The 15,088-nt window shown below is 30.3% G+C and carries 14 protein-coding genes and 1 pseudogene; 1 reads left to right on the top strand and 14 read right to left on the bottom strand.

All coding sequences use genetic code 11. The features are described from left to right. Window positions 1–5 precede the first annotated feature (5 nt). From RDX53_RS02805 to RDX53_RS02775, 7 genes and pseudogenes are all read right to left on the bottom strand, one after another. On the bottom strand, window positions 6–1,331 hold the full coding sequence (locus RDX53_RS02805) for a DNA recombination protein RmuC (RefSeq protein WP_195929514.1): 1,326 nt from the start codon (window positions 1,329–1,331) through the stop codon (window positions 6–8). Between the two features lie 147 nt (window positions 1,332–1,478). Then, a complete protein-coding gene (gene raiA, locus RDX53_RS02800) occupies window positions 1,479–2,024 on the bottom strand; it encodes a ribosome-associated translation inhibitor RaiA (RefSeq protein ID WP_195929513.1) in 546 nt (181 codons plus the stop codon). 543 nt (window positions 2,025–2,567) lie between these two features. Then, complete coding sequence (locus tag RDX53_RS02795; protein WP_195929512.1) at window positions 2,568–2,981, bottom strand: hypothetical protein; 414 nt, start codon at window positions 2,979–2,981, stop codon at window positions 2,568–2,570. 1 nt (window position 2,982) lies between these two features. Continuing rightward, window positions 2,983–3,492, bottom strand: coding sequence for a hypothetical protein (locus tag RDX53_RS02790; RefSeq protein WP_195929511.1), 510 nt, complete (start codon window positions 3,490–3,492; stop codon window positions 2,983–2,985). A 67-nt stretch (window positions 3,493–3,559) separates the two neighbouring features. Further along, complete coding sequence (locus RDX53_RS02785) at window positions 3,560–4,159, bottom strand: TetR/AcrR family transcriptional regulator (RefSeq protein ID WP_195929510.1); 600 nt, start codon at window positions 4,157–4,159, stop codon at window positions 3,560–3,562. Window positions 4,160–4,260: 101 nt separating this feature from the next. Then, window positions 4,261–4,974, bottom strand: coding sequence for a hypothetical protein (locus RDX53_RS02780; RefSeq protein WP_195929509.1), 714 nt, complete (start codon window positions 4,972–4,974; stop codon window positions 4,261–4,263). 62 nt (window positions 4,975–5,036) lie between these two features. Further along, window positions 5,037–5,423: pseudogene (locus tag RDX53_RS02775) on the bottom strand (ABC transporter ATP-binding protein); the annotation flags it as partial. Window positions 5,424–5,633: 210 nt separating this feature from the next. Here RDX53_RS02775 and RDX53_RS02770 point away from each other — a divergent pair. Further along, window positions 5,634–6,236: a sugar O-acetyltransferase gene (locus tag RDX53_RS02770; RefSeq protein ID WP_195929507.1), complete on the top strand. Its 603-nt coding sequence runs from the start codon at window positions 5,634–5,636 to the stop codon at window positions 6,234–6,236. A 112-nt stretch (window positions 6,237–6,348) separates the two neighbouring features. On the opposite strand, the gene RDX53_RS02765 is transcribed toward RDX53_RS02770, so the two are convergent. The 7 genes from RDX53_RS02765 to RDX53_RS02735 all read right to left on the bottom strand — a co-directional run bounded on the left by RDX53_RS02765 (window position 6,349) and on the right by RDX53_RS02735 (window position 14,864). Continuing rightward, window positions 6,349–7,266 carry a D-ribose ABC transporter substrate-binding protein gene (locus tag RDX53_RS02765; protein WP_195929506.1) on the bottom strand — a complete coding sequence of 306 codons (918 nt, stop codon included), beginning with the start codon at window positions 7,264–7,266 and terminating at the stop codon, window positions 6,349–6,351. Between the two features lie 37 nt (window positions 7,267–7,303). Continuing rightward, the gene (locus RDX53_RS02760) at window positions 7,304–8,239 is read right to left on the bottom strand and encodes an ABC transporter permease (protein ID WP_195929505.1); all 936 of its coding nucleotides are present in this window, start codon (window positions 8,237–8,239) and stop codon (window positions 7,304–7,306) included. After that, window positions 8,229–9,722, bottom strand: a complete 1,494-nt coding sequence (locus tag RDX53_RS02755; RefSeq protein ID WP_307993682.1) for an ATP-binding cassette domain-containing protein — start codon at window positions 9,720–9,722, stop codon at window positions 8,229–8,231. The genes RDX53_RS02760 and RDX53_RS02755 overlap by 11 nt, the downstream gene beginning before the upstream one ends. A 21-nt stretch (window positions 9,723–9,743) precedes the next feature. After that, window positions 9,744–10,145, bottom strand: coding sequence for a D-ribose pyranase (gene rbsD, locus RDX53_RS02750; protein WP_307993681.1), 402 nt, complete (start codon window positions 10,143–10,145; stop codon window positions 9,744–9,746). A 27-nt stretch (window positions 10,146–10,172) separates the two neighbouring features. Continuing rightward, window positions 10,173–11,057 (bottom strand): ribokinase, encoded by an 885-nt coding sequence (gene rbsK / locus RDX53_RS02745; protein ID WP_195929502.1) that lies wholly within the window; start codon window positions 11,055–11,057, stop codon window positions 10,173–10,175. A 662-nt stretch (window positions 11,058–11,719) separates the two neighbouring features. Further along, on the bottom strand, window positions 11,720–12,652 hold the full coding sequence (locus RDX53_RS02740) for a ComF family protein (protein WP_207743805.1): 933 nt from the start codon (window positions 12,650–12,652) through the stop codon (window positions 11,720–11,722). After that, window positions 12,636–14,864: an ATP-dependent RecD-like DNA helicase gene (locus RDX53_RS02735; protein ID WP_195929501.1), complete on the bottom strand. Its 2,229-nt coding sequence runs from the start codon at window positions 14,862–14,864 to the stop codon at window positions 12,636–12,638. Before RDX53_RS02735 ends, RDX53_RS02740 begins: the two co-directional genes overlap by 17 nt. Window positions 14,865–15,088 lie beyond the last annotated feature (224 nt).

Below are 15,088 nucleotides of genomic sequence, written 5' to 3'. Positions count from 1 at the left end.
ATTGCTTATATTTCTTCATCCTCACTATCTTCTTGAGGTAGATAAGCATCTGTATCTTCAAAGCTAAGTTTGTCTATATTTTTAAGTTTTCGGTTAATTTGTCTAGTTCTAGTTCCTACTAATTTGTCTATTTCTGAGCTAGCTTGATTTAATTTATTTTGTGCAGAATTAAGCACTGTTTCAAACTTAGAAAACTCAGTTTTAACAGCTCCAAGTATCTTCCAAACTTCGCTCGAATGTTTTTCTATAGCAAGACTTCTAAATCCCATCTGTAAGCTGTTTAAAAGGGCTACGAGCGTTGTAGGACCTGTTATGTTGACCTTGTACTCTCTTTGAATTAATTCCACTAAATTTTGATTTTTTAGGACTTCTGCATAAATCCCCTCTGTAGGTAAAAACATCAATCCAAAATCAGTTGTATTTGGAGGGTCTATATATTTATCCCTTATATCTTTAGCTGATTTTTTTATAAATCTTTCTAAGTTCTTTGAATTAACTTCAATTTGAGCTTGGTCTTGCATGTCATATGCCTCCAACAATTTATTATAAACTTCTAGTGGAAATTTTGCATCTAGTGGCAAGTATACCATTTTGTTATCATAGTCCTTGCCTGGTAATTTTATAGCAAATTCTACAGTTTCTCGTGAACCTTTTTTAGTTATTACGTTCTTTTCATATTGTTCAGGTGAAAGAAACTGCTCTAATATTCTTTCCAATTGTATCTCGCCTAATACGCCTCTTGTCTTTGTATTTGAAAGGACTTTTTTTAAGTCACCAACACCAGCCGCAAGACTTTGCATTTCGCCGAGACCTTTATGCACTTGTTCAAGCCTTTCACTCACCACTTTAAATGATTCACTAAGTCTTTTTTCTAGTGTATTTTGTAGTTTCTCATCAACTGTAACTCTCATTTTTTCGAGATTTTCTTCTGTCGATTTTGTAAGTTCCGTAAATTTTTCATTTTGGAGTTTAGTTAAATCATCTATACTATTTCTAAGATTGTAGTTAAATGCATCTAAAGTTCTCTCCATCGTTCTTGAATATGTATCAAATTGATTCTTTTGAAGTTTTGATAACTCTATCATATTAGCTAATATAGATGAACTCAGTTTGTCAATTGAGCCAGCAATTTCAGATCTATTTGATTTTTCGTTTTTTCTAGATTCTTCCCTATTTACACTCATCTCTTCTCTAAGTGTTTTTTCTACTGATATTAGTTTTTGGTCTATGTTTTTTTGCATAGGAGTTATATCTACTCCTTTTGATTTTATCGATATATAAATGTTTATTATCAATAAAATTATCACCACAACCAATAATATTTCTATCATTTACCCCTCTCCTTTCTTTTTAATTATTGACATATTTTTTATATTATTTTCGCTATATTTATTTTTTGTTGGAATTTAAAAGAGCTATCGATAATTTCTTATCGATAGCCCGCTACTTTCATTCTCTAATTAATTTGTTTCATACTATTATTCATGTTCAATTAATCCATATCCGCCTGTTTCACGTCTATAAACTATTGAAATCTCATCTGTGTCTATATTTCTAAACATATAGAAATCATGTCCTACTAATTCCATTTGTAATACTGCTTCTTCTGGACTCATTGGTTTCATATCGAATTTTTTGTGTCTTTCTATTACTATATCAAATTCTCCATCATTTTCATCAAAGCCATTGTCTTCGATATTTTGGAATCTTATGCTATCTTGACCTTTAGATTGATATTTACCTTTTAATTTATTTTTATATCTTCTTAATTGTTTATTAAGTTTGTCATAAACAACATCAATTGCAGCATATAAACTTTCTTGGCTATCTTCAGCTCTTATTATAGGTCCATTTATAGGGATTATTGTTACTTCTATTTTTTGTTTTGCTTTTCTAGCGCTTACAGTAACTTTAACTTCAGTGTCTTCATGTAGATATTTTTCTAGTTTACCTAATTTATCTTCTACAGCCCCTTTGATTCCATCTGTAAGTTCTATCTTTTTTCCTGTTATTAATATTTTCATAAGAACAGCTCCCTTCACTATGCAAAGTTCATAGTATGTACTTCACCAATTATGATAATTTTTTTATGTTTTAATATATATTCTCCACCAGTTTTAAATATCCTTTTAATTTTTAATTTTTTTTTAAATTTTTTTAACTTATTTTTTGAATATATTTTAATATAATAAAACATTTTGTCTAAATGTGGATTAAATTGTCCACAAAGCCTGTGCATAATGTGGATAACTCTGTTAATAACTTTTTATATATTGAAATTTCAACATTTTAAAAAATCCATATATCCACAATACATATGTTTGGATGTTAGTAACATCAAAATTTTTGCATTAAATCTAATAAATCATTGTTTATAAAGACTTGTTTTTGGAAAAATAATTTTTACTTTTGTAAATCTTTTATATTCAGATTCAATATTTATATCTAAATTCATTTTGTTGCAAAGTTTTTTACAAAGATATAACCCCATGCCTGTTATTAATCAAATTTTGTCAAAATATAAAACAGCAACGGATAACTTTACATTACCAATTGCTGTTTTCTCTCTACATAATAATTCTCGATATTTCTACTGTTACTATTTTTAAAATTATTCCGGCACACATTATAAAAAATAAAATTTCTCTAACATTTTGGCTTTTTACAAATAATGATATGATAGATGAAATTATAATAATGCCAGCTCCTATACATCCTATTATAGTCGGGATGCTCACAAGTTCAAATATTCCACCGGCTATAGCTGTCCCCTCAACAGCATTTTGAATAGTAATATCCAGTCCATCTCGCGCTGCTGCAAAACAACAAACCACAAGGCCGTATATAACAAGAATTAATATTCTTCTACCCCAAAATTGTATATTGTCCCTATTGATAAAACAATAAGACATAAATCCAATCAATATAAGAATGAGTATTGTTGTAATTATAGTCGTAGTGTTTGAAAAATATAATTTCACACTATTCGCCCCTCTTTCCATACCAATCTAAAATTGCCTTTAGATTCTTTTCATCAACGTATTTTCCTCCATGTAACATCATTTCTAACATTTGATCTTCTTCTTGTGTTCTATCTTGTTTATTAGCAAGACCTTTCCCTGCTGTTTTGACCATAATTGTCATCATAAGTTTATAAATTCCATGGAGTTTTTTAACATCGAAACCACCTTGTAAAGTAAAGACTGGTTTTGAGCTTGGAATTTTATTTTTCGTTCTAACTTCTTTAACTTGTGTTCCTGTTGCCCCCATCCCAACAGCACCTACAGCACACACATCATAATCTTTTATTGCTTTTTTATATCCCTTTACTCCACTTGCCATAATCCAGCCAAGATATATAATTTTACCGCCTGGTTTAACCTTATTTTTTATTTCATCAAGTGAATAATAAGGCAAAGATAATTTATCACTTAATAATTTAGCGTATTCTTTTGTTGTACCAGTGTTTGAAGTATAAACTATTGCTTCCATCTTTTTCTCCCTTCTTATTAATTTATTATTGTTACTCTTAATCTAAATTTTTTATAGACTATTTTTACTAATTATTTATTTTTTTAGAAAACCTCTCAACATGATTTTTTAACATTTCCGTTAAATCATCACCCTCTCTTTTATTATCATAAAGACTATACATCAAGAAAATTGGACCATAAAACTCAATTGCCAATTGTTTTGCCTCTTCTTTTTTTCCTGTTATTCCTGCAAACAAATATGTCATATAGTCTATCGGCCCAGAAACCAAGTATTTCTGATATAAATCTGACATTTCTTGATTTCTATACTGCTCTAAAGTAAGCATCCTTCTGAATAAAGATGAAAATTCTTCTTCCGTCCAATGTTTAAATTGTGCTTCTGTATAAATTCTGATTTTATCAGTAGATATATTTCTATATTCTTTTATGATTTCATCCATATTTCCATCTGGCATATTGTACTCTCTTGCCCTTTCATAATCTAATTCATCCATTCTATTTATAATACTGTCAAAAATATCTCTTTTGTTTTTATAATGCTTATATAATGCACTTTTCGCCATTCCTAATTCCCCAGAAATTTTGCTGATTGAAACAGCTTCATATCCATCCTGGGCAAACAGTTTAAGCGATGTTAATAAAATTTTCTCTTTTGTCGTACACATTTTAAACCTCCTTAGCGAACCATCGTTCACCTTATATTTATATAGTAGTGAACGGTAGTTCACTTGTCAAGTAATAAATCTAACTTTTTTAGTTTATATCTTTATTCCTCTATATTTTTCTTATATCCAAAATAAGTTGCTATAAAATATATCAAGTATATAAATAAAAATAATGATAGGCTATATAATATTGCATATAAATATGAGTATTCGCTACTTAGTACTGGATTAAGAAGACCGTTTAATGAGGTTGTAACTGAAATATCAATTATAAGTGGATAAATTACTGGGAATAAAAAGAATATTAATAATTGCTTTCTTATTGTTTTATATATTTGGCTTTGCTCTACGCCTAATTTACTTAAAATTGAATAATGATATTTATATTTTGTGGAATCACTCAAGGTTTGTATTGCTAAGATAGTCGCTACAATTGCTGTGAATATAAATGCTATATACAAAAGAATAAATGAAAATATGGTTAATACTAATCTATTTTCTGATATCACTTCTCCTTTTATATCTAAATTATATGGATAAAACTCTGATTTTTCTTTATCATTTTTCATAGTACTTTTAACATATTTACATATATCGTTATATAACTTTTCTGTTGTTTGCTCTTTTGTATTCATCATTATAAATTTATCTAATATTTTCATATCTGAGACTGCATCATCTGGAACAATTATATATGTTCCAAATTCTTTGCTCATCTTCGAAAACATAAATTTCATTGTATAATTGATTAGCCATCCAATTACAAATACTACTAGCACACTCACTTCTATAACAGCTAGTCTAAAATTCATCATCGTACTAGATAATCTTTTATACTTCTTTTTGCATTTCTAATTGCTAACTTTCTCAACATTTTTGCTATATCGTTTACCATTTCATCTATTTTATTTTCATTCTTTTTATTTATAATTAGTGAAAGTGATATATTTTCAGCTATTGTCAAAGTATCTAGTAAATTAAAATCTTGGAATACAAACCCCAAATTATTTCTTCTAAATGATGCTATATCTCTATCTTTTATTTCCGTTATATCCTTATTATTGATTATAATTTTGCCAGCTGTAACTGTGTCTATTGTTGAAATGCAATTTAAAAGTGTAGTTTTTCCACTTCCGCTAGCCCCCATAATCGCCACAAATTCTCCTTCATTTACAATAAATGAAATATTATCTATTGCCTTTGTTATATTATTTTTTGTTCCATAGTATTTTTTTAGATTCTCTATTTTTAAAATATTTTGCATAAAATCCACCTCTTTTACTTAGGATTTAAGATCTTAAATTTAATTATTTTTATTAGTTAACCTATAATTATTGTATCAACAAAAGGTATAGGATTTTATTACACTTTTGTTAGGTTGATTATTATATTTTAAAATTTAACCTAAACAAAATTGCTTATATGTCTTAAAATATATAAATAGCTGAAAATAATATAAAAAGGAGTTTGAATAATGATAACTAAAGAAATGATAGAAAACGAAAAAGGTTATTACGCAAAACATTTTGCTATGGACCATTCGTTAAAAACAAATGCTCAAAATTTATTGTGGGAGTTTAATAATACAAGACCTGATGAAAGTGAAAAACGCGCTAGTATTTTACAAAAATTGTTTGGAACTTGTAGTCCTATAACTTTTATCGAACCAAATTTTAAATGTGACTATGGTTTTAATATTCACACACACGGATTTGCCTTCATAAATTACAATTGTGTTATGCTTGATACTTCTCCAATTAATATTGGTGAAAATGCATTTATCGGACCTGGGACTTGTCTTTCTTGTGCGGGCCATCCGATTTATCCTTCTGAACGTATTGTTGAGGGTATTTCTACATCTAAACCTATAACTATCGAAAACGATGTTTGGATTGGGGCTAATTGTACAATCTTTGGTGGCGTTACAATTGGGGCTGGAACTGTAATCGGCGGTGGTAGCGTTGTAACAAAAGATATCCCTGCCGGTGTTGTTGCTGCTGGAAACCCATGTCGTGTTTTACGTCCTATAACTGAAGAAGATAGATTAAATTTAACAAAGGATTTCAGAATTTTATAGAATACTTTTATATCAGAAAATCAAAACAAATTTTTATTTACTTAAAATGTATCATATTTTCTATACAAAAAAAGTAGGTGCATTTGCACCTACTTTTTTCAAAGTTTATGAATTATTTTGTTACTAATTCAACTTCAACTGGTATAGATTTTTCAACAGCTTCTCCGTTTATTATTTTTATAGCTGTTTCTACTGCTGTTGCACCCATTAAGTCTGGTTTTTGAGCAACTGTTGCTGCCATTTTACCTTTTTTAATTGCTGCTACTGCATCATCTGTTGAGTCGAATCCAACAACTATTATGTTTTTGCTTCCGATTGCTTCTACTGCTCCAAGTGCCATTTCGTCATTGTGAGCGAATACACCTTTTATATCTGAGTTAGATTGAAGCATATTTTCCATAACTGTCATACCTTCAGAACGATTGAAGTTAGCTGTTTGACTAGATACAACATTTAATTGGTCATCTGCTATTTTGTGGAATCCTGCTCCTCTGTCTATTGTTGCACTTGAACCTGAAGTTCCTTCTAACTCAACAACTTTTGCATCTTTTCCAACTAAACTTACTAAGTATTCTGTTGCCATTCTCGCACCTTCAACATTGTCAGATGCTATTGAACAATCTACATCTACACCGTTAACTGCACGGTCTAAAGATATAACTTTGATACCTTTTGCTATTGCATCTTTTACTGCTGGTGCAACTGCATCAGAATCAACTGGGTTTACTATTAAAACACTTATATTTTTTGAAATTAAATCTTCTATATCACTTGTTTGTTTTGCTGCATCATCACCAGCATCTACTACTATTAAATCTCTTCCTTCTTCTTTTGCTTTATCCTTCGCACCTTGGCTTAATGTTACGAAGAATGGGTTATTTAGTGTAGATACTGAAAATCCTATGCTTCCGTTTCCTACTAAACTTCCGTCTGAACTTGCTCCATTTTCTTCACCTTCTATACTACATCCTACTAAAGAGAATGCTAATATTGCTGATGAAACAAGAGCAACTAATTTTTTAAGTTTCATTTTTATCCTCCTAATATTTACGGGCTATTTTTAATACTTAACGTTTACGGTCTGATAAAACTGCTATTAATATAACTAATCCTTTTACTACATCTTGATAGTAAGAAGATACACCTAATATGTTTAATCCGTTATTTAATACTGCTATTATTAGAACACCTACAAATGTTCCCCATATTCTACCTCTACCACCGTTCATACTAACTCCACCAAGTGCAACTGCTGCGATTGCATCTAGTTCATATCCGTCACCTAGTGTTGGTTGTGCTGAACCTAAACGAGATAAAAGTATTAATCCTGCCATAGCTGCCATTAATCCTGAGATTGCATAAGTAGCTATTTTAGTTTTGTCTATGTTTATACCTGCTAATTTTGCAGATTTTTCGTTACTACCTGTTGCATAAACTTTACGTCCAAAAGTAGTTCTTTCTAATATAAACATAAATCCTATAAATATTAATATAAACATTATTACTGGGAATGGGATATTTAATATAAGCCCTTTTCCTACGAATTTTAATAAATAACTATCTCCTAAGTTAGAGATTGGTTTACCATCCATGAAGATCATTGTTAATCCTCTGAATACTGTCATTGTTATTAATGTTGCGATGAATGGTTGTAAACGACCTTTTGTTACAAACACACCACTTATTATACCGAATACTACACCTAATACTAATGCTACTATCATAGCTATTGCTACTGGTGTTCCATTAGCTATTAAACTAGCACATATTGCTGTTGTAAGAGCCAATACCGAACCAACTGATAAGTCGATTCCGCCAGTTAAAATAACACAAGTCATCCCGAAGGCAATCAGTCCGTTTATTGAAGATTGTCTAAGTAATGATAAGAAGTTCTTTACTGTTCTGAACTCTGGGCTTATGATACTTATCACCGCTACTAAAAGAATTAAGGCAATTACCGCACCTAAATCTTGTATACGATTCATTACTTTCTTATTTTCCATTTAGTTCTCCTCCTGTTGCTAAAGTCATGATACTTTCTTGGTTTGCTTCTTCTTTATTTAAAATTCCTCTTACTTCGCCTTCTCTTACTACCATAACTCTATCAGACATTCCTAAAACTTCTGGTAGTTCAGATGAGACCATAATTATCGCAACGCCTTTTGCCGCAAGTTCGTTAATTATGTTGTAAATTTCTTTTTTCGCTCCTATATCAACACCTCTTGTTGGCTCATCTAGGATTAAAACTTTTGGATTAGTGTAAATCCATTTTGCAAATATTACTTTTTGCTGATTCCCACCACTTAAATTATTACATTCGTGTTGCGGTCCAAAGCATCTTATTCTTAATTCTTCTATTCCTTTATTAACAAGTTCTTGTTCTTTTTTCTTATTTATAACTCCACCGTTAGAAATTCTTCCAAGGTTAGCTAAAGAAATATTTTTCATTATACTTTCTTCAAGCATTAAACCTTCTACTTTTCTATCTTCTGTTATAAATCCAATACCATTTTGTATTGCTTGTTGTGGATTTTTATTTTTTATTTCTTTTCCATCTAAGAATAGTTGTCCAGTTACATTTGGCATGTTACCGAATATAGCTTGCATTATTTCCGTTCTACCTGCACCCATAAGTCCTGATACACCTAAAACTTCTCCTGCACGAACTTCAAATGATACATTTTCAAATGCACCTGGGCAGTTTAAGTTTTTAACTTCAAATGCAACATCACCTATCTTAGAATTTCTAACTGGATATCTTTCTCCAATTTCTCTACCTATCATCATTTTAACTATGTCATTCATATCTATATCTGCAATTCTTTTTGTATCGATATAAGTACCATCTCTAAGAATTGTTATACGATCACATAATTCAAATATTTCTTCCATACGGTGAGATATGTAAACTATTGAAACACCTTTTTTTCTAAGGGAATTTACTACTTTGAATAATACTTCTGTTTCACTTTGAGTTAATGCTGCTGTTGGTTCGTCCATGATTAATACTTTTGCATCTACCATAAGAGCTTTTGCAATTTCTATCATTTGTTGTTGTCCTATAGATAATTCATCCATTCTTTGAGTTGGGTCTATATCAACTCCAAGCATATCTAGAATTTCTTGAACTCTTTTTCTCATTGCTTTTCTGTCGCATATTCCAAATACTTTTTTAATTTCTTTTCCTAAAAACATATTTTCTTCGACAGTTAAGTCAAATAATACATTTAACTCTTGATGAATAAATACTATCCCTGCTTTTTCAGCTTCTTGTGGGTTGTTATAACAAACTTCTTTCCCATCTACTATAACTTGTCCAGCATCTTTAGTGTAAACACCTGTTAGAATCTTCATTAAAGTCGATTTTCCTGCTCCATTCTCTCCCATAAGAGCATGAACTTCACCATCATCTAATAAGAAACCAGCATTTTTTAAAACTGCATTTCCTCCAAACGACTTATCGATTCCACGCATTTCAATTTGCATATCTCTACCTCCTTGTTTTTGTTAGAAAATACATCCCGACTGTAAAATTATATTTGCATATGGAGTTGTTTCTCCAGTACGTATTACAGCTTTGCATTCTCTTGTCATTTGCTTTAATCCAACATGCGAAACATATTCTACTTCTACATCTTGTCCTTTGAAGTATTCTGTTATTTCTGCTAATACTTGTGGATTATGTTCTTTTATTTCTTCTGCTAAAACTATTTTTTCTATTTTCATATCGTTGCCAACTTCTTTTAAAACGTCCATGAAAGTTGGTACTCCGAATTTTACTGCTAAATCAATTCTTTCTGTTTCATCTGGGATTGGAATACCGCAATCACCTATACATATACAATCTGTATGTCCCATATATGAAAGTACTCTTGATATATCACTATTTAATATTCCATGTCTTTTCATTGATACTTTTCTCCTTACTTTTGCTTTTTACTGTAACTCTTTTTCTACTTCGCTTACTGTCGGCATTCCTGTTTGTGCACCGAATTTTTCTGTAGATAAACTAGCTGCTGTATTTGCAAAAGTTAATGCAGTTTTTATATCTGCTCCATTTGCTATTTTTACTGAGAATGCACCGTTTAGCGTATCTCCTGCACCTGTTGTATCAGCTACTTTAGCTGGTCTTGCTGGTACATTTAATATTTCACCATTTTTTAAACATGTAGAAACTCCTCTTGACCCTTGAGTTATTAATAATTTTTCTGGGTATTTTTTTAGAAGTTCTTCTGTTGAAAGTTCTTTACCAAATATTAAAACTGCCTCATGCTCATTTGGTGTTAAGTAAGTTACTTTTTCTACAACTTCCATTGGTACTTCAGCTGCTGGTGCTGGATTTAATATAACTGGTATATTATTTTCTGCACAGAACTCAACTGTGTAGTGTACTGTTTCTAGTGGTATTTCATGTTGAAGTACTACCATGTCATAATTTTTTAATTCTTCTTTTATACTATCTATATATTCTTTATCTACTTTTCCATTAGCTCCTGGAACAACTATTATTGTGTTGTCATTTTCTGCAACTGTAATCATTGCTATTCCTGTAGGAACTCCATCTAATACTTTTATGTTATCTGTTTTTATGCTGTAGTTTTTCATGTTGTCTATCATTTTCTTTCCGTTCTCATCATTACCAACACATCCAAACATTTCTACTTCTGCTCCAAGCTTAGCCATAGCTACTGCTTGGTTAGCACCTTTTCCTCCTGGTATGTAGCTTATACTATCTCCCATTAATGTTTCACCTTTAAGTGGTATTCTTTCTGACGTTACCGTCATATCTATATTAATACTCCCTACTACTGCAAGTTTCATATTTTCACCCTCTCGTTTTGCTTTTTATCGTCCGTTTCCCTACCGAGTAATTATATGTGTTACTCTTTTTCATTTTTTCCTTTCTAATTATAAGTGTTTTTATATGAAATCGTCAACATTTTTTTACAATTTACTACATTTTTTTCTATTTTATAGCATAATTCACGCATTTTATAGGGATATATATAATTAAATAGTGTATCACATTTAATTTTCTAACTATTTTTAAACGCTTTTAGTAAAAAAATATATCTTCATTTATGATTGTCTATATAAAAAACGCCTCTAAGATAAAGTATTGTTCTTTATCTTAGAGGCGTCATAAGTAGTATAATTTAGACAACAAAAAAGTACCTAAAAGGTACTTATATGAATATTCAGCTGACCTGGTTTTTGACCCCACACTCGCCTACTGCGACGTTCGCTCTGGGTTTGCCGCACTACTAGCCGTCTCGATTTAGAATTTTATTGGTTATCGGTAGGTCTTACTTCTAAGCCGCACCATGATCATCAACCCCGCTTTTGGCGTTGACTTACGTGGATCCCTTTGCCTGCGACTGGCTTGGACTTTCAACCACAGACCTGAATAATCACTAATATATTTTAATATCTTATGATAGATATGTCAATAGAATGATTTACCTTATATAACTATTTTTATGTTAGTCATTTTCTTTGTCAGATATATATGTATCTCTTGCCCTCGTTAGTAAGGTTAATATGGTTATTTTATTTACAGGAATTAATCTAAGAAGTTTTGATATTTCGTTAGTTGTAGATGCTGTCGTAAAAATATCATCTATTAATATTACATTTTTATCTTTGAGTAAATTGTTTTTATCTTTTATAATGAATGAATTTTTTACTTCTTGTTCTCTTTCTTTTTTATTTAAATTGTATAATCTTTTAGTATTTTTACACCTAACTATACAATTTAAAGTTGGTATTCCTGTTATATCACTCAAATCTTCTGCTATTTTTTGTGCTTGATTAAATCCTCTCTTCCTAAGTCTCTTTTTATGTAAAGGAACGAATAATAGATAATCCGCACTTAAATTCTCAAGCTCCATCTTTTCACTCATAATCTGTGCAACATATCTACAAAAATAAGTTTTATTTTTATATTTAAAGTCTAATATCATCTTTTTACTCGTTTTATCGTACTCTATACAAGAAATCGCCCGATCAAAATAAAAACTTCTATGTATGCAAGATGGACAGTCTTTAATATTTTCATATTCTAAATTGTGGTGTATGATTGGTTTCCCACATTTTAAACAAGCATCTTTTAAAAAGTGTAATTTATTGAAACAATCTTTACATATAGAATATGTGTTGGTTAGTTTTATAGGATTGTCACAGATTATGCATGAAATATTTTTAGGATATATAAAATCTAGTATTGTATCTTTGAAGGATTTAAGTATCGATTTTATATCATCTATATTTTTTATATCATTTATATATATCTTATTTATTTTTATATTATTATCTAAATCCTCATTACTTTCTATTACTTTATTATTAAGTTGGTTATGAGTTTTTTTATTTTTATCATAATATCTTTGAATAATTTTTCTATCTATTATCTTCAATAAGCAGACCCTCTTTTTTTAATTTATTTAACTTAGGTGCTAAATTAGAGTATCTGTCATTACTTCGATTGTTTTTTATCATAAATTCTAGGTACTTAACTTCTCCAACAAGTACAACCTGTTTCTTTGCACGTGTGACAGCTGTGTAAAGAAGATTTCGGCTAAGTAGCATTGGCGGTGCCCACGCCATAGGTATTACGACGATTGGGAATTCACTTCCTTGGCTTTTGTGGATAGTTGTACAGAAACTGTGATCTAATTCGTCTAGTTCGTCGTATTTATAAGTTACTATTTTTAAACTATCGAATATTACAAATATCTCTTTCTTTTCTTTGTCTATATAGTAAATATAGCCAATATCTCCATTATATATACCATGTCCGCTGTTGCTTCCGTCTTCGCTTTTCCACTTTCTAGTGTAGTTATTTTTAATTTGCATAACCTTATCGCCCACTCTAAATGTTCTCTTAGAAAATACTTCTTCAGTTTTATATTTATTTGGAGGATTTAAACTTTTTTGAAGTTCTATATTTAAATTATTCACACCAAGCGTTCCTTTTCTCATTGGCGATAAAACTTGGATATCTTTTAATTTATCCACACCGTAGAATTTCGGCAATCTCTCGCTTACTATTCCCACAATTTCTTGTAGTATATCGTCGCCTTCTTTTTTAATAAAGAAGAAGTCTTTACCCTTTACGTTTAATTTTAAAGGTTCTCCTTTATTTATTTTATGGGCATTTACTACTATCATACTCTCCTGAGCCTGTCTAAATATTTCATTTAGTCTTACTGTATTTATAACTTCTGAATCTATAAGGTCTTTTAGGACATTTCCTGCTCCAACAGAAGGCAACTGGTCGCTATCTCCTACAATTAAAAGTCTTGTGCCTGATTTTATCGCTCTAAGCAAGCTATACATAAGCACAACATCAACCATAGAAACCTCATCTAAAATAACAACATCTGCATCAATAGGATCTTCTTCATTTTTCATAAATGTAAGGTCATCACTATCCATACCAAACCCCATCTCTAAAAGCCTGTGTATTGTTTTCGCTTCTTTATTAGATGTTTCACTCATTCTCTTTGCAGCACGCCCTGTAGGCGCTGCTAAAACGACCTTTTGGTCGTTATTTTCAAATACTTTGATGATTGTATTAATTGTTGTTGTTTTTCCTGTCCCTGGCCCACCAGTAATTATTACAACACCTTGTTCAATAGCTTCTTTGACAGCCATAATCTGATTTTGGGCAAGTTTTATTCCATCTTCTCTTTCAATCATCTTTATTTCATGGTCTATTTTTATTTTTAAGTCTTCAAAATCGACCTGAGAAAGTCTTATCATCTCTCTGCATACTCCGTTTTCTGCCATATAGTATGGCATCAAATATACATTTATATCATTATTATCTTTTTCAACGTGTATTTTTTGAGTATATGCTAATTCTATAACACCTTCTTTTATATGTTCTGCCTCAACATCTAAAACTTTTACTGCTTGTGGAACTAATATACTAAGTGGTAAATATGTATTTCCATTAGATGTACTTTGATTTAGTGTGTATAAAATTCCTTGGAATATTCTATCTCTAGAATATTTATCTATGCCTAGCTTCTTTGCAATATCATCTGCAACTTTAAATCCAATTCCTCTAATATCTTCAGCAAGTTTGTAAGGATTTTTGTTGATGATACTTATTGCTTTATCTTTATATTTTTTATAGATTTTTAAACAGTAATTAGGAGTTATTCCATAAGGAGATAACTGCATAATTATATTTCTAAGCTCTCGATTTTCTTCATAACTCTCTGTTATTTGTTTTATTTTTTTTGAACCTATTCCTTCAACTTCTTTTAATCTCTCTGGAGTGTTTTGGATTACATCTAGAGTATCTACTCCGAATTTTTCAATAATCCTCAATGCCATTTTCTCTCCTATACCATGAATCATACCAGAAGATAAATAAGCGTAAATTCCCTCCAAAGAAGAAGGTGTTATAGGCATAAAACTTGTCACTTCAAATTGTGAGCCATAAGTTTTATGTGTTACCCACTTACCTTCTACCTCTATACTTTCACCGACAGATAATGTCGGCATACATCCTACAATTGTTACCTCTTCGTCCTCATTTGCAAGATAAGCTATAGTGTATCCATTTTCTTCATTTTTAAAAACTATATCACTTATCATACCTTCTAATTTTTCCATAATACACACTCCTAATTGCATTTATATCCTATTAATATATTAATTTATTTCAACTTTATTTTATTATCTTTTATATTTCATTTTATATTCACTGTCAATTATCCATAACTTAATATAATGATTTTAAGTTGTAGATAATTATACCTATAAAAATATTATACTAGTTTTTCAAATAAAAAAAGACCCTGTATTTATATAATACAAGGTCCTTTATATTTAAAGTT

The sequence above is a fragment of the uncultured Intestinibacter sp. genome (genome assembly GCF_902468165.1).
Classification (GTDB): Bacteria; Bacillota; Clostridia; order Peptostreptococcales; family Peptostreptococcaceae; genus Intestinibacter.
Note: the sequence above shows the minus strand (reverse complement) of the source record. Positions and strands in the feature narration are given on the sequence as shown.

Bases quoted from the DNA above. Each gene is read 5' to 3' on its own strand.
- RDX53_RS02755 (WP_307993682.1), bottom strand. From the start codon at position 9,722: ATGCAAATTGAAATGCGTGGAATCGATAAGTCGTTTGGAGGAAATGCA.
- RDX53_RS02805 (WP_195929514.1), bottom strand. From the start codon at position 1,331: ATGATAGAAATATTATTGGTTGTGGTGATAATTTTATTGATAATAAAC.
- RDX53_RS02770 (WP_195929507.1), top strand. From the start codon at position 5,634: ATGATAACTAAAGAAATGATAGAAAACGAAAAAGGTTATTACGCAAAA.
- RDX53_RS02735 (WP_195929501.1), bottom strand. From the start codon at position 14,864: ATGGAAAAATTAGAAGGTATGATAAGTGATATAGTTTTTAAAAATGAA.
- raiA (WP_195929513.1), bottom strand. From the start codon at position 2,024: ATGAAAATATTAATAACAGGAAAAAAGATAGAACTTACAGATGGAATC.
- RDX53_RS02790 (WP_195929511.1), bottom strand. From the start codon at position 3,492: ATGGAAGCAATAGTTTATACTTCAAACACTGGTACAACAAAAGAATAC.
- rbsK (WP_195929502.1), bottom strand. From the start codon at position 11,057: ATGAAACTTGCAGTAGTAGGGAGTATTAATATAGATATGACGGTAACG.
- RDX53_RS02765 (WP_195929506.1), bottom strand. From the start codon at position 7,266: ATGAAACTTAAAAAATTAGTTGCTCTTGTTTCATCAGCAATATTAGCA.
- RDX53_RS02780 (WP_195929509.1), bottom strand. From the start codon at position 4,974: ATGATGAATTTTAGACTAGCTGTTATAGAAGTGAGTGTGCTAGTAGTA.
- RDX53_RS02785 (WP_195929510.1), bottom strand. From the start codon at position 4,159: ATGTGTACGACAAAAGAGAAAATTTTATTAACATCGCTTAAACTGTTT.
- rbsD (WP_307993681.1), bottom strand. From the start codon at position 10,145: ATGAAAAGACATGGAATATTAAATAGTGATATATCAAGAGTACTTTCA.
- RDX53_RS02760 (WP_195929505.1), bottom strand. From the start codon at position 8,239: ATGGAAAATAAGAAAGTAATGAATCGTATACAAGATTTAGGTGCGGTA.